Source organism: Nostoc sp. CCY0012 (genome assembly GCF_963920855.1).
In the GTDB taxonomy this organism is placed as follows: Bacteria; Cyanobacteriota; Cyanobacteriia; order Cyanobacteriales; family Nostocaceae; genus Cyanocohniella.
On record NZ_CAWUDM010000002.1, the window covers coordinates 26,037 to 46,790 of the forward strand.

21 protein-coding genes, 1 tRNA gene and 1 pseudogene are annotated in these 20,754 nt (G+C 40.6%); 16 read left to right on the forward strand and 7 right to left on the reverse strand.

Features of this window, described 5'->3' with window-relative positions; genetic code table 11:
* Window positions 1-86 precede the first annotated feature (86 nt).
* On the forward strand, window positions 87-713 hold the full coding sequence (locus ACM0OS_RS00730) for a glutathione S-transferase family protein (RefSeq protein WP_414541235.1): 627 nt from the start codon (window positions 87-89) through the stop codon (window positions 711-713).
* A gap of 33 nt (window positions 714-746) precedes the next feature.
* Here the strand turns inward: ACM0OS_RS00730 and ACM0OS_RS00735 are convergent, their stop codons facing one another.
* On the reverse strand, window positions 747-1,211 hold the full coding sequence (locus ACM0OS_RS00735; protein WP_414541236.1) for a MarR family winged helix-turn-helix transcriptional regulator: 465 nt from the start codon (window positions 1,209-1,211) through the stop codon (window positions 747-749).
* A 226-nt stretch (window positions 1,212-1,437) separates the two neighbouring features.
* On the opposite strand from ACM0OS_RS00735, the gene ACM0OS_RS00740 reads away from it, so the two are divergent.
* Entirely contained in the window at window positions 1,438-1,869 is a 432-nt protein-coding gene (locus tag ACM0OS_RS00740) for a hypothetical protein (RefSeq protein ID WP_414541237.1), read from the forward strand.
* 156 nt (window positions 1,870-2,025) lie between these two features.
* The gene (locus ACM0OS_RS00745) at window positions 2,026-5,202 is read left to right on the forward strand and encodes an NACHT domain-containing protein (protein ID WP_414541312.1); all 3,177 of its coding nucleotides are present in this window, start codon (window positions 2,026-2,028) and stop codon (window positions 5,200-5,202) included.
* A gap of 42 nt (window positions 5,203-5,244) precedes the next feature.
* Here ACM0OS_RS00745 and ACM0OS_RS00750 read toward each other — a convergent pair whose 3' ends face one another.
* Window positions 5,245-5,754, reverse strand: a complete 510-nt coding sequence (locus ACM0OS_RS00750; protein WP_414541238.1) for a DUF29 family protein — start codon at window positions 5,752-5,754, stop codon at window positions 5,245-5,247.
* 30 nt (window positions 5,755-5,784) lie between these two features.
* Entirely contained in the window at window positions 5,785-6,417 is a 633-nt protein-coding gene (locus ACM0OS_RS00755) for a Uma2 family endonuclease (RefSeq protein WP_414541239.1), read from the reverse strand.
* 173 nt (window positions 6,418-6,590) lie between these two features.
* On the opposite strand from ACM0OS_RS00755, the gene recQ reads away from it, so the two are divergent.
* Window positions 6,591-8,756: a DNA helicase RecQ gene (gene recQ, locus ACM0OS_RS00760; protein WP_414541240.1), complete on the forward strand. Its 2,166-nt coding sequence runs from the start codon at window positions 6,591-6,593 to the stop codon at window positions 8,754-8,756.
* 311 nt (window positions 8,757-9,067) lie between these two features.
* Here recQ and ACM0OS_RS00765 read toward each other — a convergent pair whose 3' ends face one another.
* The gene (locus ACM0OS_RS00765; protein WP_414541241.1) at window positions 9,068-9,241 is read right to left on the reverse strand and encodes a hypothetical protein; all 174 of its coding nucleotides are present in this window, start codon (window positions 9,239-9,241) and stop codon (window positions 9,068-9,070) included.
* 964 nt (window positions 9,242-10,205) lie between these two features.
* On the opposite strand from ACM0OS_RS00765, the gene ACM0OS_RS00770 reads away from it, so the two are divergent.
* On the forward strand, window positions 10,206-12,182 hold the full coding sequence (locus ACM0OS_RS00770; RefSeq protein WP_414541242.1) for an AMP-dependent synthetase/ligase: 1,977 nt from the start codon (window positions 10,206-10,208) through the stop codon (window positions 12,180-12,182).
* Window positions 12,183-12,222: 40 nt separating this feature from the next.
* Window positions 12,223-12,672 carry a YlqD family protein gene (locus tag ACM0OS_RS00775; protein WP_414541243.1) on the forward strand — a complete coding sequence of 150 codons (450 nt, stop codon included), beginning with the start codon at window positions 12,223-12,225 and terminating at the stop codon, window positions 12,670-12,672.
* A gap of 25 nt (window positions 12,673-12,697) precedes the next feature.
* Here ACM0OS_RS00775 and ACM0OS_RS00780 read toward each other — a convergent pair whose 3' ends face one another.
* Window positions 12,698-13,228 carry a hypothetical protein gene (locus ACM0OS_RS00780; RefSeq protein ID WP_414541244.1) on the reverse strand — a complete coding sequence of 177 codons (531 nt, stop codon included), beginning with the start codon at window positions 13,226-13,228 and terminating at the stop codon, window positions 12,698-12,700.
* Window positions 13,229-13,586: 358 nt separating this feature from the next.
* Between ACM0OS_RS00780 and ACM0OS_RS00785 the strand changes: the two genes are divergently transcribed.
* Window positions 13,587-14,876 carry a dihydrolipoamide acetyltransferase family protein gene (locus ACM0OS_RS00785; RefSeq protein ID WP_414541245.1) on the forward strand — a complete coding sequence of 430 codons (1,290 nt, stop codon included), beginning with the start codon at window positions 13,587-13,589 and terminating at the stop codon, window positions 14,874-14,876.
* Between the two features lie 127 nt (window positions 14,877-15,003).
* Here ACM0OS_RS00785 and ACM0OS_RS00790 read toward each other — a convergent pair whose 3' ends face one another.
* Both ACM0OS_RS00790 and ACM0OS_RS00795 read right to left on the reverse strand, forming a co-directional pair.
* Window positions 15,004-16,914: an RtcB family protein gene (locus ACM0OS_RS00790; RefSeq protein ID WP_414541313.1), complete on the reverse strand. Its 1,911-nt coding sequence runs from the start codon at window positions 16,912-16,914 to the stop codon at window positions 15,004-15,006.
* Between the two features lie 3 nt (window positions 16,915-16,917).
* Window positions 16,918-17,151, reverse strand: a pseudogene (locus ACM0OS_RS00795) (RtcB family protein); the annotation flags it as partial.
* A gap of 187 nt (window positions 17,152-17,338) precedes the next feature.
* On the opposite strand from ACM0OS_RS00795, the gene ACM0OS_RS00800 reads away from it, so the two are divergent.
* The 9 genes from ACM0OS_RS00800 (at window position 17,339) to ACM0OS_RS00840 (ending at window position 20,747) form a co-directional block, all read left to right on the forward strand.
* A complete protein-coding gene (locus tag ACM0OS_RS00800; RefSeq protein ID WP_414541246.1) occupies window positions 17,339-18,235 on the forward strand; it encodes a class I SAM-dependent methyltransferase in 897 nt (298 codons plus the stop codon).
* A complete protein-coding gene (locus ACM0OS_RS00805) occupies window positions 18,232-18,960 on the forward strand; it encodes an HAD family hydrolase (protein WP_414541247.1) in 729 nt (242 codons plus the stop codon). The genes ACM0OS_RS00800 and ACM0OS_RS00805 overlap by 4 nt, the downstream gene beginning before the upstream one ends.
* 42 nt (window positions 18,961-19,002) lie before the next feature.
* Window positions 19,003-19,075 (forward strand) — tRNA-Ala (locus ACM0OS_RS00810).
* Between the two features lie 120 nt (window positions 19,076-19,195).
* Entirely contained in the window at window positions 19,196-19,381 is a 186-nt protein-coding gene (locus ACM0OS_RS00815; RefSeq protein WP_414541248.1) for a hypothetical protein, read from the forward strand.
* A complete protein-coding gene (locus ACM0OS_RS00820) occupies window positions 19,368-19,592 on the forward strand; it encodes a hypothetical protein (RefSeq protein WP_414541249.1) in 225 nt (74 codons plus the stop codon). Before ACM0OS_RS00815 ends, ACM0OS_RS00820 begins: the two co-directional genes overlap by 14 nt.
* Window positions 19,593-19,610: 18 nt before the next feature.
* Window positions 19,611-19,841: a hypothetical protein gene (locus ACM0OS_RS00825; RefSeq protein WP_414541250.1), complete on the forward strand. Its 231-nt coding sequence runs from the start codon at window positions 19,611-19,613 to the stop codon at window positions 19,839-19,841.
* 12 nt (window positions 19,842-19,853) lie between these two features.
* Window positions 19,854-20,057, forward strand: coding sequence for a hypothetical protein (locus tag ACM0OS_RS00830; RefSeq protein ID WP_414541251.1), 204 nt, complete (start codon window positions 19,854-19,856; stop codon window positions 20,055-20,057).
* Window positions 20,058-20,188: 131 nt separating this feature from the next.
* On the forward strand, window positions 20,189-20,338 hold the full coding sequence (locus ACM0OS_RS00835; RefSeq protein WP_414541252.1) for a hypothetical protein: 150 nt from the start codon (window positions 20,189-20,191) through the stop codon (window positions 20,336-20,338).
* Window positions 20,319-20,747: a DUF29 domain-containing protein gene (locus ACM0OS_RS00840; protein WP_414541253.1), complete on the forward strand. Its 429-nt coding sequence runs from the start codon at window positions 20,319-20,321 to the stop codon at window positions 20,745-20,747. The genes ACM0OS_RS00835 and ACM0OS_RS00840 overlap by 20 nt, the downstream gene beginning before the upstream one ends.
* Window positions 20,748-20,754 lie beyond the last annotated feature (7 nt).

Sequence of the window (20,754 nt, forward strand, 5' to 3'; positions counted from 1 at the left end):
TAAAATTATCCTGTTTTGTTCAATAAAATCTGTAAAATATTGTAATTTTAGACCATAAGTTATTTCCACTTATTATACTTTTTGATATGGAAACACTACGACTGTATGATTTTTTACCCTCAGGTAATGGCTACAAGATACGTCTTTTATTGACACAAATGGGTATGCCTTTTGAGAGAGTAAATATTAATATTTTAAAGGGAGAAAGTCGAACATCAGAATTTTTAAGTAAAAATCCCAACGGTAAAATACCAGTTTTGGAAATCGAAACAGGTCAATATTTGGCAGAGTCAAATGCCATTTTAGTATATTTGAGTGAATGCACAGAATTTTTACCCTATGATCGTTTTTTAAGGGCGCAAGTATTACAGTGGTTATTTTTTGAACAATATAGCCATGAACCTTTTATTGCTACATCAAGGTTTTGGATTTCTATTTTAGGTAAAGCTGAAGAATATCGCAGAGCCATAGAGCAAAAACGTGAACCAGGTTATGCAGCCTTGAGTGTAATGGAAAACCATTTAATGAAGCACAATTTCTTTGTCGGTGAGCGTTATACTATTGCTGATATTGCGTTATTTGCCTATACTCACGTTGCTGATGAAGGTGGATTTGATTTAACAAAATTTCCGGCTATTCAAGCATGGATAGAACAAGTTAAATCTCAGCCTAGATATATTAGTATTACTCAAGAAAGCAGTTTGATTTACTGAATAGAATATTGGTGTATTTTTAACTGGTGTCTTTTAGGAAAGATTAGCGATCGCTTGATTCAAGAGTTGAGAAAATAATTCACAATCAGGGGAAGAAATACCGTGCATTGCTTCTGCGCGCACTGCTGCGGCAATGGGGGGTAAAGTTGTTTCTAGTTCTCTTCCCGCATCTGTTAGCCATATCCGCCATATCCGGCGATCGTGGAGATCACGTTCTCGACGCACTAGGCCGCGTTCTTCCATGCGATCTAATACACCTGTTAAAGTACCTCCTACCTGTTTGAGTCTGTCGCTAATACTAGACGTAGGTAAACCATCTTCTTGCCACAAACAGCATAATACCAACCAGTGAAATGGCGTGAGTCCAAAGGGTTCTAGCTTTTCAGTAAAATTGCGTCCTAGCAGTTGTGATAACAATTTGATTCTATAACTCAAGTTATGGGGTGCGAGATTATGCTGCCACGACTCTAAATCAGGATCATGATTTGATTGAGACACTGTTTCAGTAATTATTTAGTATACGTAATATTACTATAAGCAGAGTTATCTAACTTGACAATTTCCCTGTTTAATTACTTTACAAGCGATATTCTTGGTGGCATAAACTCTGGAAATTTTATGTTTATTCGCAAAAATTTGCCGGATATACTGAGTTATATTGAGGAGAATCGGCAAGCTTTTACGAAAACGAGGATTTCCACATCACCTGATTGGGAGTGAATTTATGGAACCAGTGACGCTGACGGCCGTTGTAACTGCGATCGCAGCGATCGCAACGACACTTTCGACCAAAGTTTTGGAGAAAACAGGCGAAAATATTGGTGATGCTTTATGGAATTTAATCGAACAGCTCCGTCAGAAGAATAAATTACCATCACTCACCAATGGGTTGGAGGGAAATGAAGCGCAGCGTTTAGATTATGGTCAAGCAGTGTTGGAACTGACAGAAGCAGCGCAAGACCCAGAAATTGCTCAAGCAGTTACGGGAGTGGAAGCAGCAGTGAATCAAGATGAATCTGAGACTGCTAAGGAAATAAAAAACAAAGCAGTAGAAATCTACTCGCACCCTTCAGTTGTCAACAATGCAAAGTTAGCAGATGAGATTAAGAATGTCTTTCAAGGCAATCAATTTAACGCCCCAGTAACTTTTAACTGACTGGAGTCGTCCCCCAGGGAAGATGGGACAAAGTTAACTCCCGATGACTGGCGTGAAATCTGCCGCGAAATACTAACAGAACGGCGTAAGCTGACTACAAATCTTCTGACATCAATAGAAGGAGTCAACCTGCAAGTTGATGATGTTTACGTACCACTGGGATTAGTTGAGCGTAAAAAAGTATCCAAGCGTCAAGGTGATGTTTCTCCAGAACAGGGGTCAGAACTGTACAAGGAGACAGAAATCACCAAAACATTCGAGCATGATGCTTTTCTAGAAGAAGTTCTTAAACAGAAGAACACGCCCAAAAGTCAAGGTAAGCGAATCGCTATCATTGGCGAACCAGGCGCAGGAAAAACAACATTATTACAGCAGATTGCTGATTGGGTATCTCGTGAGATTGAGCAGTCGATTGTCATTTGGGTATCTTTAGCAGATTTGCGAGAGAAAGAACTAAAATCTTATCTGTTTGAGAGTTGGTTGACTCAAGTTGCTGAAAAAACAGGTAAAGCTGAAGCCACCAAGCAACTGAAGGATGATTTTGTTGCTCTGTTTAATCAAAATAATGTGTGGCTACTGCTAGATGGATTAGATGAAATGTCTGCATCTTCAGGTAATCCTCTAACAGAAATTGCCCGACAATTCCGTGAAGCAGGGTTAATTTCTCAAACGCGAATTGTGCTGACCTGTAGGGTTAATCTGTGGGATGGCAGCATTAATAAACTTGATAATTTTGATATCTATCGCACCTTAGATTTTTCTTATCCAAAAGACGTAGAGAAATTTATTGATAAATGGTTCAATAAAGTTGAAATTCCCGAAATTGGGAAGAAGTTATGCACAGCTTTGAAAGAACCGGGGAAAGAACGGATTCAAGATTTAGTAAAAAATCCTCTACGGTTGACGCTGTTATGCTTGAATTGGCAATCAGAAGATGGCAAATTACCCGATACTCAAGCGGGACTCTATCAGCAATTTGTTGATGACTTCTACAAGTGGAAAAAAGAAGAATTTGCTACAAACTCTCACCAGCGTCAGCAACTCAATATCAAATTGGGAGAATTGGCTAAAGAAGCAATAGACAGAGAAGCAACCCGTTTTCGCTTGCGGCAAGATTTTGTTAGTAAGTTTTTGGGCGATGCTGATAATAAAAATTCGCTGTTCAAATTAGCACTAAATCGCGGCTGGTTAAATCAGGTAGGCATAGATATAAATAGAAAACCTGTTTACGCTTTCTTTCATGCGTCATTTCAAGAATACTTTGCTGCTACAGCAATTGATGACTGGCATTTCTTTCTCAACCACATTCTTCACAATTCCAGTCAAGGAATTTATCGCATTTTTGAACCGCAATGGAAACAAACAATATTACTTTGGTTAGGTCGCTCAGAAGAAAATTTAAAACACCAAAAGCAACAGTTTATCGATGCTTTAGTGAACTTCAAAGACGGATTTCTTGAGTGGAATCAAAACTATCTACCCAAAGGATTTTATGGATATCGCGCTTATTTTTTAGCAGCCGCAGGTATTGCTGAGTTTAGAGGTTATTCTAGAGCCGATGAAATAGTAGCGCAAATTGTCAAGTGGCACTTTAGATGGCAGTTTATAGTACCTACTCTGATTAAACAGGAAGCTTGGTCAGCACTGCAACAAACAGACCGTACAAAAGCGATCGCAGCTTTAGTGCAACTACTGCAACCAAAAGATGTTCCCCTTTTAAAAAAACCGATCGCGGCCTTGTTACAAATGCGGCGATTTAAGAATCTGGATAGCAACATCCTTTGGGAAGTAACCCAAAGCTTGGGGGAAATTGGTACAGGTAATGAAATTGCGATTACTGCCTTAGAACAACTGCTGCAATCCAAAAATGTGTATCAATCCACTCGTTTAGATGCGGCAACAAATTTAGTGCTAATCGACCCCAGCAATGAAAATGCAATTGTTACTTTAGTGGAACTGGCGCTATCCCAAAGTATTACACATTATGAGGAGGCAAAAATCTTTCGCGAAATGAAACCCAATAGTGAAAAAGCATTTGCTGCCTTATTACCACTGCTACAATCCCAAGATGTGAAGTATCGTATCCGTTTGTTTTCAGCAGAAAGCTTAGAGAATATTGATACTAGTAACAAAAAAGCGAGACCTTTTTTATTGGAACTTCTGCAATCCAATGTTCAGCAAGACTATACCCATTGGCAAGCGGCAAAAAACTTATTGCGAATAGACCCAGGTCATGAAACAGCTATTACTACTTTATTTCACTTATTATTATCTGAAGATGTAAATTTGGAGGCGGCAGAACTTTTAAGCGAAATCCAATCAGAGAAAGAAAAGGCGATCACTGCTTTATTACAATTCCTGCAATCCCAACATGAGGATGACTACGGCCGTACCTTAGCGGCAGGAAGCTTAGGAAAAATTGATCCTGGTAATAAAATTGCGATTGCAGCCTTAGTACAACTGTTGAATCATGAGGATGGCTACATTCAACTTGGGGCAGCATCTAACTTAAGAAAAATCGCTACAGGAAATGAATTTGCGATTAATAGCTTAGAGCAAGTACTAAAATCTCAAAACTTAAACATCTATACTCGTTGGCTGACAGCAAAAACTTTAGGGCAAATTGACCTAAGAAATGAAAATGCGATCGCTACGTTATTGCAACTTCTAAAATCCCAAGACTCCAATGACTATAATCGTTGGCAGGTAGCAGAAAGTTTGGTGGAAATTGACCCAGGCAATGAAAATGCGAACGCTACTTTATTGCAAGTCCTCAAATCTCTAGATGAGGGTGGTTCTATCAGTAATAGAGCATTACTTAGTATATGCGACTTATGCAAAGGCAATCAAAAATTGATTGCTCAGTTATCCCAAAATTTACACCAATATCCCATTGGTAAGGTGATAGAAATTTTAGGAGACATTGGCACAGGCAATGAAAATGCGATCGCTGCCTTGCTTCAACTACTGCAATCCAAAGATGTTGATGACAGTGGGCATCAGCTGGCGGCATCACAATTATGCAAAATCGGCATAGGCAATGAAAATGCGATCACTGCTTTAGTACAAATGCTGCAATCAACAGATGTGAATAACAGCACTCTTTTGTGGGCAAACATTAGCTTAGAAAAAATTCTACAGGATAACAAGCATTGCTTTGCAGTTGCCAAAGCTTTAAGTAATTATTGGCGAGATGGTAAGTACTATAATATAGCCTTGAAATGCTCCCAGAATATGACTTACTCCGATTTCTATCGAGATTGGCACCAGCAGAATGTTGCTACTCGTGCGATGCGAAGCTTAAATAAAATCCTCTTCACAAGAATAATTTAAGTAATTTTGCACTGCGGTAAGTAACGACAGTTTGCCCCTTCGTTACTCAAACCAATCTTGACCTCCTGGTAATTTCGCTAAGTGATCATCAATAATATCTGGTAGTTCTTTAATTTGATATTTATAAGTTGAATTTAAAATATTTTTCGCAAAAACAATTAATCTTTCCTGATTCAGCCTTTGGATGATTTGACTAGGTTTTAATGTACCTTCATATATTTCTGCACTGGCTGGTCTAATTGCCATTGCTAAGGCTTCTTCTAAATATGTTTGCCATTCATCAGCTTTTATATAGTGGGATGTTTGATTACCTTTAAGATTTAATTTGGCAATTTGAATGATAGAGTCAGAAATAGAAGCAATCCATGAATTGGTTAACCGTTGTTCGATTTGATTTTTAATGAGATGAATAAATAATCTAACTAAAAAAGCTTCTATTTTCCTTAATATTGCCTGTTTACTCATTTCCTCCAAATCATCAATAATCTCTAAGGCATCATCATAACGACCTGCCAATATACTTTGTCTTAATTCTATTAATTCTTGTGTCATACATTAAGATATTTAGCGTACTAATAAAAATTAAATGCCTAATTCAAACTGATCAATAGCTTGAATGTCATCAGAAATATGGACACATTTTTCTAATAAAGCAATATTGAGTCCAGGTAATAATTCACTAGATTGAATCTGTTCATAACCATAAGTATCTATAAATATAGATGGTGTTTCTTCTCGTAAATGATAAAGTTTAAGCCGATTGATTTGCCAAACCCAAACTTCAGTCACTCCTAAGCGGCGGTAAATTTCTAACTTGTCAATGCTACCACTGGTAATGATTACCTCTACAGCTAAGTCTGGGATATCTTTCTTCTCGCCAATGGCGTAGCATTCATCTGGTTCAACTCCAGCTTGCTTGAGTTGTTTTCTAATAGTAGAAATTTCCATTGGATTGAAGCGAATGCGCCTTGAGTAAAGATAGCGTTCTATTAAAATAGCCAAACGTTTTTTGATATTTTCATCTCTGATAGATGGTGACACAATTTCTAAAATTCCATCTAAGTAAGTGACACGGTAGTGAGAGTTATCTTCTAGTTTGGCTAATAAAGCTTCATACTTTTGCCAACTAACGCCACTTGTCACAAATTTTTCCTTTAGGTCACCAGTGGATGCAAATTCTGCATCGTTTAAAAGTTCTTTCAGGCTGCTGACCATGATTTTCTTTCTCCTGGTAAGGCTATGCTGGTTTTTTCGGTCATGCCTTTGGTTTGTTAGTTTAATTATAAATTCAAATTCCCAGTCCACCGCGACTTCTATGCGCCAGGGCTTTTATAATGCTGTTATCCTCGTAACGATACACACAGAACGCCCCTGAAAGACTCATCGCCATGCTTCAGTATCCGAATCTCGAACAAGCGCTGAAATATCACTTCGGTTATGATAACTTTCGCCCTGGACAACGACAAATTATCGAAGATGCGCTGCAAAATCGAGATTTAATGGTGGTGATGCCTACGGGTGGGGGAAAATCTTTGTGTTTTCAGTTACCAGCTTTAATTAAGAAGGGTTTAACGGTGGTGGTGTCGCCGTTAATTGCTTTGATGCAAGACCAGGTGGAATCACTGCGAAATAATAATATTTCGGCAACTTTTCTTAATAGTAGTTTGAATGCCTATAAGGTGCGATCGCGTGAGGAAGCTATTCTTCAGGGTAAGGTAAGATTACTCTACGTTGCGCCCGAACGTCTCTTAAGTGAAAGGTTTCTGCCATTTCTAGATTTAGTCCATCACCAAATTGGCATTTCTACCTTTGCTATTGACGAAGCGCACTGTGTTTCTGAGTGGGGACACGATTTCCGTCCAGAATATCGTCAGTTGAAATCTCTGCGGAAACGTTATGCAGATGTCCCGCTTACTGCCCTCACTGCCACAGCTACAGATCGCGTCCGGAGTGATATCATCCAACAATTGGGATTAAAGCAACCTAGTATTCACATTGCTAGCTTTAATCGACAAAATCTTTATTACGAAGTTCGGACTAAATCTAAGTCTGCTTACGCGGAATTATTAGAACTTGTGAGGGAAATTGATGGTTCGGCAATTATTTATTGTCTAACTCGGAAAAAGGTTGATGAACTCACCTTTAAACTCCAAAATGATAAAGTTGGGGCTTTGTCTTATCATGCTGGTTTAAGTGACGAAGAACGTTCCCAAAACCAAACTCGCTTTATTCGTGATGATGTGCGTGTGATGGTGGCAACAATTGCCTTTGGTATGGGAATTAATAAGCCAGATGTGCGGCTAGTAGTTCATTTTGATTTACCACGTAATTTAGAAAGTTATTATCAAGAATCAGGTAGGGCGGGTAGGGATAGTGAACCTTCGCGTTGTACATTATTTTTCAATTTTAGTGATATTAAAACTATCGAATGGAGTATTAACCAAAAAACTGACCCCCAAGAACAGTTAATCGCCAAGCAACAATTACGTCAGGTAATTGATTACGCTGAAGGTACAGATTGTCGGCGGACAATTCAGCTTGGTTATTTTGGTGAAAGATTCCCGGGTAATTGTGGTAATTGTGATAATTGCCGTTATCCCAAACCAGTACAAGACTGGACAATTGAAGCCATGAAGTTTCTATCTTGTGTGGCGCGTTGTCAGGAAAGATTTGGGATGCTACACATTATTGAGGTGTTGCGGGGTGCAAAAACTCAGAAAATTCTGCAAAATAAACATGATCAACTTTCTACTTACGGTATCGGCAAAGATAGAAGTTTAGATGAATGGCGAATGTTGGGGCGTTCTCTGCTACATCAAGGGTTATTGGAACAAACCAGCGATGGTTACTCGGTTTTGAAACTTAACGCTTTGAGTTGGGAAGTGATGCGAAAACAACGTACAGTTTCCCTTGCTGTTCCCATCGCCCAAAAAATGAGTTTGGTAGAGGGAAGTGAAAAAGCTATTGAGGCAGAAATATTATTGCAGAGGTTGCGATCGCTCCGCAAACAATTGGCCGATGCACAGTCTGTTCCGCCTTATGTTGTGTTTCCCGATTCTACCCTGAAGTTGATGGCCCAGGCACAACCGCAATCTTTAAATGAGTTTGCTAAACTTTCTGGGGTGGGTAGTCACAAACTCGCCCAATATGGGAAGAAGTTTCTCACAGAAATCAAAGCATACCGTCAAGAACAAGGTAAGCCGCAAGTAAAAGAATATTCTACAGATTCTATAGCTTTTAAGAATTTACCTACTGACACTGAGTTGGTGACGTTAAGGTTGCATCAAGAAGGTTTGAGTATTGCCGAAATTGCCCACAAACGTAATCTTAGTCCTTCAACGATTCTCAATCACCTTTCTAAGTTAATGGAGAAAAATCAGGCTGTAGATTTAAATCAGTTGGTTCCGTTAGAACATCAACAAAAAATTTGGCAAGTTTTAGAAGTTCTGGGTGATATTTCTCTAACTCCTGTTAAAGAACAATTGGGTGAAAATTATACTTTTGATGAGATTCGGCTAGTTAGGGAAAAGTGGCGGCGGGAAAATCGCAGTTGATGGCTTTGTTGTTGATGGGGTGAATATCTCACGCAAAGACGCACCAGCGAAGCGTTCGCGGAGCGTGCCGTAGGCTCTAGCACGAAGTGCGTTAGGCGCGAATAAGAAGAAGGAGTTGAAAATGGGCGATCGCCTACACTAAAAGTATATTCTAGGGAACAAGGTCAATTTCTGTTGGCAGTGACTTTTAACCTATTGTTCCCTTTTTTAAGTTTTGCTAAGAATGAGTTGCTGTTTACAGATTTATGATCATGCTGAAAATAAGCGATCGCACGAAGTGCAGCGCCGTAGGCGATCGCCTTTGACAGATGTTAAGCAGCATCCATTACACCAGGGATTTCACTGCTAGACTCTGATGATTGAATTGCCGCCTCTTTAGGTGCTTCGCTTGTAGATTTAGCAGCCATCACAGATAACACTTTAGGTAGGCAAAGACAAACGACTGTATTTAGTAGGGTCAACAATAGACCATCCATGAAATTCATAGATATTATCCTCTTTTTCAAAACAAGCTTTTACTATTTCTTAGTTTGAAGCATAATTGGGCCAACAATTATATATGTAATTTTAATTATCTTTTAGACTATATAAGCGAGATAAATATTATTGATTAATAATATCTATATAGTAACTATCAACTCGAAACATGAAAAAATGGTATCATGAATTTACCGTGTTCAATCATCTAACTACAGTTATAAAACTGTCTATCAAGTAATAAAAAATAAGTAATAGGCAAGCACCTATTACCTATTAACCATATAATCATAGATTAGTCTTCGATTAGCAGATTTATACACTAATCTACCAATGGTTAGATATCTGACAAAAATTTAGTGCCACTAAAAAGCAGCACTATTGAATTAGTTCGTTGGCATATATTTTTCTGGCTGCAAGACAAGTAAGAAGTCGGTACGAATTATGCAGAGATTAGTACCTTCGGGCAACAAACTAACTCGGCGAACATTTGGAACAGAATTGAGGACTGAACTTACAAAATTGGTTACCTGTCAATATGTAAGTCGTACAATAGGGGAAACTGGTAGCTTCGATTTTGTTTGTGCCTGATGCCGAACTTTTTGGCGACGCTTTCGCCGGCTTGGGTTGACGTACCAGAATCATCGAGAGGAATTTGGGCAATGCTAAACAGGCGACAGCATTGACTAGGGTCAGTAGTAAAGCATCCACTAAATTCATAGGTAATCACCCCCGTTGAAAAATAGGTGGTCTCTGTTTTTTGGTTCGCAAAACTTAAGCAACTAAATTATTAGTTAATCTATTGCTCACAGTTTATATAACTTTACTTTAACATAAATTTTTATCAATACAACCGTTGGAGTTGTGAAGTACCTTACACATTCGGCTATGTAGATAATGAGGAGAAGTATTATAGCCTAATAGCAGAAAAATCTGTTAACAATTTAGTTTACTACATTTAGGTGATGTGTTATGACCAACATCCAACCTGCCTCTTCTTATTTATCTAATATTACCAAGCGAGAAAGCCAAGAATTACAGCGTTTGGTAGATTACAGCAATGTGGTTTCACTACCAGAAATTTGGCCCTTGGCAGCCAAGCGATTTGGTGATGTTGTGGCCCTGCATAATCCCCACACTAAACCAGAGGTAAAAATTACTTATGCCCAGCTAGTGGAGCAAATTCAACAATTTGCGGCTGGGTTGCAAGCGTCCGGAGTCCAAGCAGGCGATCGCATTTCTTTAATTGCCGATAATAGTCCCCGATGGTTTATTGCCGATCAAGGTATGATGACGGCTGGGGCGGTGAATGCGGTGCGTAGTTCCCAAGCCGAACGCGAAGAATTACTGTTTATCGTGGCCAATAGCGGTAGTACGGCATTGGTAGTGCAGGATTTAAGCACCCTAGATAAACTGCGTGAACGCCTAGATGATCTGCCCATTCAACTGATTGTCTTACTTTCCGATGAAGCGCCACCAGCAGAAGCTACTCCCAAAGTTGTTAATTTTCCTCAATTGCTAGAAATTGGTGCTAATCATACTCTGGTGCGAGTGCCACAAAAAGCCGATACTTTAGCTACTTTAATTTATACATCAGGCACTACAGGCAAGCCCAAGGGGGTGATGCTGTCTCATAGCAACTTATTACACCAAGTCAAAACCCTGGGTACCATAGTACAACCCCAAGCAGGAGACATCGTTCTCAGTATCCTTCCTTCTTGGCACAGTTACGAACGCAGCGGTGAGTATTTCTTACTTTCTCAAGGTTGTACACAAATTTATACCAACTTGCGTTATGTCAAACAAGATTTAAAAGAATTTAAACCGCATTACATGATAGCTGTCCCGCGTCTCTGGGAATCGATTTATGAAGGCGTGCAAAAGCAGTTCCGCGAACAACCAGCAAGCAAGCAACGCCTGATTAAGTTTTTGTTGGGCATGAGTGAGAAATATGTCAAAGCGCGCAGCATTGCCCACGGATTAAATTTAAATCATCTTCATGCCTCAGGATTGGAGCGATTAACCGCGAATATACTCACATTTGTCTTTTTACCCTTTCATGCACTAGGAGAACGCCTGGTTTATGCCAAAGTGCGCGAAGCCACTGGCGGACGCATCAAGCAAGTAATTAGTGGTGGTGGGGCGTTACCAAGGCACATAGATAACTTTTTTGAAATTATTAATGTCGAGATTTTGCAGGGTTATGGTTTAACAGAAACCTCTCCTGTGACAAATGCGCGGCGTCCTTGGCATAATATGCGGGGTTCATCCGGTCAACCAATTGCCGGCACAGAAGTGAAAATTGTCGATCCGGAAACGAAAACGCCTTTACCTATGGGACAACGCGGTTTGGTGCTATTGAAGGGGCCACAAATCATGCAAGGCTATTACCAGAATCTTGAAGCCACAGCGAAAGTAATTGATCCTGAAGGCTGGTTTAATAGCGGCGATTTGGGTTGGGTCACACCACACAATGATTTAGTGCTGACTGGTAGAGCAAAAGATACAATTGTTTTGACCAACGGGGAAAACATCGAACCGCAACCAATTGAAGATGCCTGTTTGCGATCGCCCTACGTTGATCAAATCATGCTCGTTGGACAAGACCAGCGCAGCATTGGTGCTTTAATTGTGCCTAATATTGAAGCCCTAGAAAAATGGGCAGAAAGTCAAAATCTGCAACTGCGTCCACCAGAAGAAAAACCCTCAGGTTCCAGCACATCTGTTGACCTGGAGAGTAAAATGATCCAGGACTTGTTTCGGCAAGAATTGAATCGGGAAGTGCAAAATCGTCCAGGTTACCGCCCGGATGACCGCATAGGGCCCTTCAGGCTGATTCAAGAGCCGTTTTCTATGGAAAATGGCTTGATGACACAAACACTGAAAATCCGGCGGCACGTGGTTGCAGAACGCTATCGCGATACTATTGACGGAATGTTTACCCGATAATTATTCCACTTGCCAACTATTAGAGTGAACGTGAAACTTTATGGATGTCTCCAACCCTCAACTACTTTTAAAGCGCGTCGTTAACGTCAAAGTCATTGTCACTCCCCTATGGAAAGAGGAAGTACAACAGCAATTGCAAGGCCAGATCAATCAAAGTGATCAGCAACTGCAACAGCTAGATTCTGAAGGACAAAGAGCAATTTCCGCAATTCAAAAGCAGAGTTTACAACCACCCGGCCCCCAAACTCTCCAACAAATTGACAATATCCAACTCCAAGTCAATCAAAAGAAAAGTGAACTGCTAGAGCAAAAAAATCAACTGCTGCAAAACCTCCAGCAAGTACAGTTTCTCGAATTGGATCAAGAAGTCAATCAATTTCAAATGGAAGGCTTTTTCCGGGTGGAAAAGGGTGATAACTTGATTAGCAAAATGCAAGTCGAAATCGTGCTGCGCGATGGCGTTGTCGAAGATATTCGCGGCGATATTTAACAGTTAATTCCTCACACCAACTTGCCTACTGGCAACTTTGAGTTAACCCTTGATAAAGGCGACTCCCAGGGCGACATTGTATCTGGGAGCCAGCCCACACAATTTGCCAGATAGGCGGTGAACTGACTAAGAGCGATCGCCCAAAAGTTGTCATTTCTATGCGATATTTAATTGTATCAACTGCATCGTTTTCATCAGTAGAAGTTTGCGTAATTTTCACTAAAACTTGATTTTGCTCTGGATAAACTACTTCTACCTTACGCTTTCTGTCCGCTGATATTTTATCTTCAACAGCGTTCACGGCTAGGGTAGCCGGATCACTACCATGAAGAGTAGATTTGATGGTTTCTAAAGGTATGTTTTTATACTGATAACGCTCCGGGTGTGTTTTCACATCTTGAGAATGTTGCACAATCGCAACTTGCTGTTGTTGACCATTGCCATTTTCCCCAATCTCGACAGATTGTTGGTGCTGATTGAAATAAAAGTTAGTACCAGCAGTGGCAAAGATACTCAGTACCAGAATTAAAAAAAACTTCCACTTTACTGAAGTCATAAGACTAAACAGAAATTTCCAACGGGTCAAATAAACATTTATAGCAATCCTATTGAAGTTTGGAAAAATTGCGATCGCTATTGCATAGTCAAACACAAATGTTTACAATAGGGGTTTGACAAAAAATGTATATTGTCATAATTAAAGACCTTAATCATATTTTGAAGGTTCCAAGGGTCATTTGTTAATCATCCTTTGGAGAGATGAGGACTATTGGTTGGTCATTGAAAAATTTATTTCCCCCAATCCCCAGTCCACTAAAATAGAAAATCTCAACCCTAAAACTCCTCAGCCGAGATACAATTCGATCTGGCAAAAGCTGTTAAAGTCCATAAACCATTGATTCTAGAACCACCATATGAGCATTCACGAAGTATTTATGCCGGCGCTGAGTTCCACAATGACCGAAGGAAAAATCGTTTCCTGGGTGAAATCGCCAGGCGATAAAGTGGAAAAAGGCGAAACCGTGGTGGTTGTGGAGTCAGATAAGGCAGATATGGATGTGGAATCCTTCTACGAGGGATATCTGGCTCACATCATAGTAGATGCTGGTGACACTGCGCCTGTAGGGTCGGCGATCGCCTACGTAGCCGAAACCGCAGCCGAAATAGAAACCGCCAAGTCTATGGCTAATTCCGGTAGCGCTGCGGCCACTCCCGCCTCCACTCCCGAACCAGTAGCGGCCACCGCCTCTGTAGCGACACCCGCCACCGCTAGTCAAAACGGTTCTAACCATCGAGAAGGAAGACTTGTAGTTTCACCCCGCGCCCGCAAGTTGGCCAAAGAGCTGAAAGTCGATTTAACGAGTCTTAAAGGTAGTGGCCCCTATGGTCGCATAGTCGCTGAAGATGTGGAATCTGTCGTTAATCAAGGCCAACCACCCGCCGCAAAATCCACACCAACATCCCCAATCACCCCAGTACCGGTACCAACACCTGCACCTGCACCTGCACCCGCACCAGTAGCAGTTGTGCCTGGTCAAACAGTTCCTCTAACTACCTTCCAGCAAGCCGTAGTTCGGAACATGGTAGCTACATTATCTGTGCCAGTTTTCCGTGTGAGTTACACAATTACCACCGATGGCTTAGATAAACTTTACAAACAAATTAAATCCAAAGGCGTGACAATGACAGCGCTATTGGCTAAAGCCGTAGCGGTAACATTACAAAAACATCCATTATTAAACGCCAGTTATTCTGAACAAGGCATTGTATATCATTCTGGTATCAACATTGCCGTAGCCGTAGCAATGGATGACGGGGGATTAATTACACCAGTGTTGCAAAATGCAGACATGGTAGATATTTATTCTATTTCCCGCACTTGGAAATCCTTGGTAGAACGTGCTAGAGCAAAACAACTACAACCCGAAGAATACAACAGTGGTACATTTACCCTTTCTAATTTGGGTATGTTTGGTGTTGACACATTTGATGCTATTTTACCTCCCGGACAAGGCTCAATTTTAGCCATCGGTGCATCTCGTCCCCAAGTTGTAGCCACAGGCGATGGTTTATTTGGCTTGCGGCAACAAATGCAGGTAAATATTACTTGTGACCACCGCATTATTTACGGCGCTCATGCTGCGGCCTTCTTGCAAGATTTAGCAAAATTGATTGAAACCAATCCTCAATCTTTAACAATGTAGACCGTGAAAAAGCAGCTTTAAACCTTATCTTTTGGTACAAGATACCAAATTTAATGTAGAGACGTGGCAATGCTGCGTCTCTTTTAATTAGCTAGTTAATAAAGTGGGCATTGCCCACCTCATCAATTCATCCCTTCACACAAATCACTTGCTTTAAAGTGGCTACAACTTCTACCAAATCCGCTTGATTTTCCATAACTTGGTCTATGGGCTTATAAGCACCAGGAATTTCATCCAAAACACCTGTATCTTTGCGGCATTCTACACCCTTGGTTTGCTCAATTAAATCATCAAGTGTATAGGCATTTTTGGCCTTATTTCTAGACATTAAACGCCCTGCACCATGAGAGCAAGAACAGAAACTATGAGCATTACCTTTACCTTTGACAATGAAGGATTTTGCTCCCATTGAACCAGGGATAATGCCATAATCTTCAGTCTGGGCGCGGACTGCACCTTTACGAGTCACATACACATCTTCATCAAAATGCACTTCTTTTTCGGCGTAATTGTGGTGACAATTTACCTGTAATAAAGGTTTAGTTGCTTTTCCACCCGCCAAATGCTTCTCGATGATGTGCTTAAAACGCGCCATCATCACATCACGGTTAAAACGTGCGTAGTCTTGCGCCCACTGCAAATCATGCCAATAAGCTTGAAATTCTGGCGTCCCAGCTACAAAGTAGGATAAATCAGGATCAGGCAATTTATTACCTGCCATTTTAGCCAACTCTTTGGCTGTACTAATATGACACTGGGCTAGCTTATTACCAATATTGCGAGAACCAGAATGCAACATTAACCAAACTTGGTTTTCTGTATCAAGGCATACTTCTATAAAGTGATTTCCTCCGCCAAGAGAACCCATTTGTTTCATGGCTTTGCGTTGCAAATCTTGCACACCTGGATGCAAGTCGGTAAAATCACCCCACCGTTGCCAATTAGTAGCAGATTTTTCTACATCTTTATTTTCATTAAAGCCAGTAGGAATTGCTGCTTCAATATCTAGGCGAATTTTCTTTAATTTGCCTTCGAGTTGTTCACCTGTAAATGGCGTTTTGATGGCGCACATACCGCAGTTATGAACAAATACCCCAGCTTTTAGGGCAAAGTTATGGTACTCCGGCACTGTCAAACAGTAAACATCTTCTGTGTAATTTAAAGGAATTACTGCTACAACTTTGTGATTGCACTGATGTTCTTTCCGGCGATGGTTATGTAATCCAATGGGAGTTTTAATTTCTGCCCCACAAATATCACAAGTATAGTATCGGTTAGCAATTTCCTGTGATTTTGCCCTTCCTTTTTCACTTTTATTGTATTTGACTAAATATTCCTTACCTCGCAAACCGTTCTCTGCAACTGCGTTTCTAAAGTGTTCTGGTTGCTGTTGCATGTACTGAATAATATTTCTGGTTCCTCTCTCTGCATAATATTTATATCCTGCGGGAGTTTGTGCTTTTCGAGACAAAGAAGCTATTCTTTTCTCTTCAAATTCGGGAGACTGCCAATGTTGATTACGTTCTACTAAAGAGCGATGATAAGTAGAATGATCGCGATCGCCCATAAACTCCAAATTATCTGGTCGATTATCAGATTCCTGGAAATTGCGATGATGAATGACTGTTCTTTGTCCCGCAAATTGGGGAATCTTGTTGAGTAAACCAGACCTAGCAATAACCCAATGCGCTTTTTGCCACCTACCAGAGTATGGTTGGGCAATTAAGGTATAGCCATCTTTGTCAGTTTTGGAATAGAAGGGCATTAAGGAAGTCCCAGACGAAAGCAACTGAGCTTCTTGGTAAGAGCCATCCCGCAACATGAACTGGTGATCTGGGGTACAAATAATTTCTTCACCATTATCCAAAATTACTTTTACCAGAGAGGCATTACGTCTGGTCAATTTAGCCGTTGCTGGCGCCGCAACAATTTTTCCTGTGGGGGTACAAGCGTAGACAAAAAACTCTTTCCCCTCAGTGGTTAGGTCTTTCAGACGATAAGACTGACCATCAACTACAGGAATTAAGGTATCTCCCACAAAGCAACCAATATCTACACCGACAGCAGCAGGAATAATTGCCTCTTTGGTAGCAATAACAGAACCAACTAAAGCACCTTTACCTAAGTGAACATCTGGCATCAAGGCGACATGTTTAAACACAAATGGTAGTGATGCTACATTTTTTGCCATCTTGGTTTCATCTGATCCCAAAGGGTGATTTGCCCAAGATAAAACAGGATATGGGGTGGTAATTTCTAACTTTTCGTAGGGCATTTTTTTATGGAGAATAGGGAGTGGGAAGAATAATTTTTAAATTTCAGGTCGTTAAGAATTTTATACTACAAATGTAATACAGGAACTAACTGAGTGTCAAGGCGATCGCCAAAGGTGCAGGCGCAGCCATCGCCTGAAAATGAATTAAAATCTGTAAAGGACATGACTATGGCTAAATCCTAATCCTATGGCAACGCGTCAAAACACCATCTGGGAAAACTTTTTATCGCCTGTAGTACGGCTGTTAATTGATGAGGAGCAGTTGCGGCGTTACGCTAATAGTATTGACTGGGAACAAGCAAGCGATCGCTTTAAACAATCTGATGTCATCATCCCCCCGTACTACAATAACCAACACTTTCACGGCATTGAGGGTGGATATCTCAACCCCAGTGCGGCGGTTTCCTACGATGCCATTACTCAATACGTTCTCCCACCCAGCGAAACTGTAGTACGCCAAGCTTTAATTGATGCTATCAAGGTGAAACCACGGCGCATACTCGATTTAGGCTGCGGTACAGGTACCACAACTTTGATGTTAAAACAGGCTTTTCCCCAAGCCGAAGTTATAGGTTTAGATTTATCACCTTATATGCTGGTGAGGGCAGAAGATAAAGCCAAAAGTGCTGGTTTAGATATACTCTGGCAACATGGCAATGCGGAAACAACTAATTTCCCTGATGCTGCTTTTGATTTAGTAACAGCTTCTTTACTATTTCATGAAACACCAATTGTAGTATGCCGGGCAATTCTACGAGAAAGCTTGAGGTTATTGGTAACTGGTGGGCAAGTATTAATTCTCGATGGTAATCAGAATACCTTACGGCAGTTAGATTGGCTCAATGATGTATTTGAAGAACCATATATTCGTGAGTATGCTGCTGACAATTTAGACGCGCGTATGGGTGCAGAAGGGTTTGAAGCCGTGCGAACTCAAGATGTATGGTGGATCAATCAGCTAACTAGCGGGGTGAAACCAATTTCTCAGGACACTCGCCAGTACACACCAACACCAATAGATCACACAATAGATAATAATGATTTGGAGGACTTTGGATCTCCAGTGTTTGGCATAACGGCATGAGTTTAAAGGCAGTTCTATTTGATTTTAATGGCGTTATCATTAACGATGAGCGCATCCACCTACAACTAATAGATGAGATTCTCATAGAGGAAAATCTACAACCCCAAAAGGTAAGTGAGCGTCAAGCTTCCTTGGGCAGAAGTGATCGCGCTTGTTTTCAAGAACTGCTGACGAATCGCGGTAGAGTAGCTACACAAGAGTATTTAACTCAGTTACTGCACCGTAAAGCCCAAGCTTATGTACAAGAACTCGAAAAACTCGACAAATTACCCTTGTATCCAGGTGTAGAAGATTTAATATATCAGGTGCGTTTGCGTAATCTGCAACTAGGGTTAGTTAGTGGTGCTATTCGTCAGGAAATAGAACTGGTATTGGAACGAGCCAATCTAGCTGAATACTTTACAATTATTGTCGCGGGTGATGATATCACTACCAGTAAACCCCAACCCGATGGTTATTTGCTGGCAGTAGAAAAATTTAACCACAAATATCCCGATTTGCATCTCCAACCACAAGAGTGTCTGGTAATTGAAGATACACTACCGGGAATCCAAGCAGCGAAACAAGCACAAATGCAAGTAGTTGGTGTAGCGCACACATACCCCTTTCATATGCTTCAGCGTTGCTGTAATTGGACTGTAGATTATCTGATTGATTTAGAATTGGAACGAGTCCAGGAAGTTTATTCGCAAAAACAAGTTAAACTTACTGTGCCTGAGTGTTAAGATATGGTATGTGTATCAGAGTGTGTAACTCTGCATTCACAAGGGGAATTAGCTCAGTTGGTAGAGTGCTGCGATCGCACCGCAGAGGTCAGGGGTTCGAGTCTCCTATTCTCCATTTGTACATTAAATAATTATTGTCAGTTTTAAAGAATTTTGTCCAAAACTACACAACTAAAGGGCATAAGTTCCCTATTCTCCTGGCTTTCATCATTATATCAGTGGAGATTACAAGTGGGTGGCGATGCTGCGACAGGCGATCGCTTCTGAGATGGATCGGATTTCGCAACGGTTGACGCTGCGAATTCAGGAGTTGGCGGAACGATATGATATACCTTTGCCACAGTTAACGAGTAAGGTTGAAGAGTTGACGGCTAAGGTTGAGGGGATTTACAGAGAATGGGGTTGCTGTGGTAACAGATAAACAGGAAGCAAACTATAAAATTTATCTTGATGTTTGTTGTCTAAATCGTCCTTTTGATGACTGGATACAAGAGCGAATTCGTTTAGAAGGGGAAGCTATTCTTCGCATTATGGAACGCATTCGCGCTGGAGAATGGCAGCTTGTTACTAGCGAAGCCATCAGTGTGGAGTTAGAGAGAATGCGTAATCTCGACAAATTGGAGAATATATGAAAATTATTAGAATTTGCTGTGATTTCTATCAACATAGATGAAGAGGTGGATTCTCGTTCGCAGCAATTGGAAGGATTAGGTTTTGGCCTTTATGATTCCTTTCATATTGTTTGTGCAGAAGTCGCTCAGGCAGATGTTTTACTTTCTACCGATGACCGTTTACTGAGGAACTCACTACGGCATCAAGGTTTGCTAAAAGTGTCTGTAGATAATCCTGTAACTTGGTTGATGAAAACTTTTTTGAATTAGGAGGATAAATAAATGATGACACCAATTGAATTGAGAAAAAAAGGTTATCAGGTTTTAGTAGAAAATTTGGGTCAAGTTGATGCTATTCGTTTTTTACAACAAGCTGGATGGGGAAGCGGTGACTATACACAAGAAAGAAAGGAAATTTTAGATAGAGTCACAAGAGAAGAGTTTTGGGAAGACCTTAAGCGAATTAGAGAAAGAAAGGTTAAATAATATTTTTGAATGATTGACGCCTAAGATTAAGGAATTGGCAGAACAGTATGATACGCCTTTGCCACAGTTTACGAGTGAGGTGGATGATTTGACAAGTAGGGTTGAGGGGTATCTGCAAAAAATGGGTTTATATGGTAGCTAGTGGTTGGAAAAAAATTCCTTTGGGTGATGTGTTGAAGCTTCAACGTGGTTTCGATCTTCCCCACACTAAGCGTCAACCTGGTGATATTCCTGTAGCAATAAATGAGAATTGGGGAAAATATGAACTCAAGCACCTATGAAAATGACTTTTATGCTTGGACACAAGAACAAGCAGACCTGTTAAAAACAAGACAACTCCATGAAATCGATTGGCAGAATATTGCCGAAGAAATAGAAGACATGGGACGCTCAGAAAAACGACAATTAGAAAGCAGATTAGAAATCTTAATTATGCACCTCTTAAAATGGCAATTTCAGCCTAACTTGCGCTCTCGCAGTTGGCAATTAACCATTAAAGAGCAACGCCTGCGTTTAGAAAAGCTCCTGCAAAAAAACCCTAGTCTTCAACCTCATCTAACTGAAGCCATAGAAGATGTTTATCCTCTGGCTACCATTAGCGCTGAAAGAGAAACGGGATTGTCATCATTTCCCCAAACCTGTCCCTACAAACTCACAGAGATTTTATACCCTGAATTTTTACCAGAGTAAATCATGA

What these genes read in the sequence shown, in the direction of transcription:
- ACM0OS_RS00730 (WP_414541235.1), top strand. Translation starts at nt 87, where the DNA reads ATGGAAACACTACGACTGTATGATTTTTTACCCTCAGGTAATGGCTAC.
- ACM0OS_RS00740 (WP_414541237.1), top strand. Translation starts at nt 1,438, where the DNA reads ATGGAACCAGTGACGCTGACGGCCGTTGTAACTGCGATCGCAGCGATC.
- ACM0OS_RS00750 (WP_414541238.1), bottom strand. Translation starts at nt 5,754, where the DNA reads ATGACACAAGAATTAATAGAATTAAGACAAAGTATATTGGCAGGTCGT.
- ACM0OS_RS00755 (WP_414541239.1), bottom strand. Translation starts at nt 6,417, where the DNA reads ATGGTCAGCAGCCTGAAAGAACTTTTAAACGATGCAGAATTTGCATCC.
- recQ (WP_414541240.1), top strand. Translation starts at nt 6,591, where the DNA reads ATGCTTCAGTATCCGAATCTCGAACAAGCGCTGAAATATCACTTCGGT.
- ACM0OS_RS00765 (WP_414541241.1), bottom strand. Translation starts at nt 9,241, where the DNA reads ATGAATTTCATGGATGGTCTATTGTTGACCCTACTAAATACAGTCGTT.
- ACM0OS_RS00770 (WP_414541242.1), top strand. Translation starts at nt 10,206, where the DNA reads ATGACCAACATCCAACCTGCCTCTTCTTATTTATCTAATATTACCAAG.
- ACM0OS_RS00775 (WP_414541243.1), top strand. Translation starts at nt 12,223, where the DNA reads ATGGATGTCTCCAACCCTCAACTACTTTTAAAGCGCGTCGTTAACGTC.
- ACM0OS_RS00780 (WP_414541244.1), bottom strand. Translation starts at nt 13,228, where the DNA reads ATGACTTCAGTAAAGTGGAAGTTTTTTTTAATTCTGGTACTGAGTATC.
- ACM0OS_RS00785 (WP_414541245.1), top strand. Translation starts at nt 13,587, where the DNA reads ATGAGCATTCACGAAGTATTTATGCCGGCGCTGAGTTCCACAATGACC.
- ACM0OS_RS00800 (WP_414541246.1), top strand. Translation starts at nt 17,339, where the DNA reads ATGGCAACGCGTCAAAACACCATCTGGGAAAACTTTTTATCGCCTGTA.
- ACM0OS_RS00805 (WP_414541247.1), top strand. Translation starts at nt 18,232, where the DNA reads ATGAGTTTAAAGGCAGTTCTATTTGATTTTAATGGCGTTATCATTAAC.
- ACM0OS_RS00830 (WP_414541251.1), top strand. Translation starts at nt 19,854, where the DNA reads ATGATGACACCAATTGAATTGAGAAAAAAAGGTTATCAGGTTTTAGTA.
- ACM0OS_RS00835 (WP_414541252.1), top strand. Translation starts at nt 20,189, where the DNA reads ATGGTAGCTAGTGGTTGGAAAAAAATTCCTTTGGGTGATGTGTTGAAG.
- ACM0OS_RS00840 (WP_414541253.1), top strand. Translation starts at nt 20,319, where the DNA reads ATGAACTCAAGCACCTATGAAAATGACTTTTATGCTTGGACACAAGAA.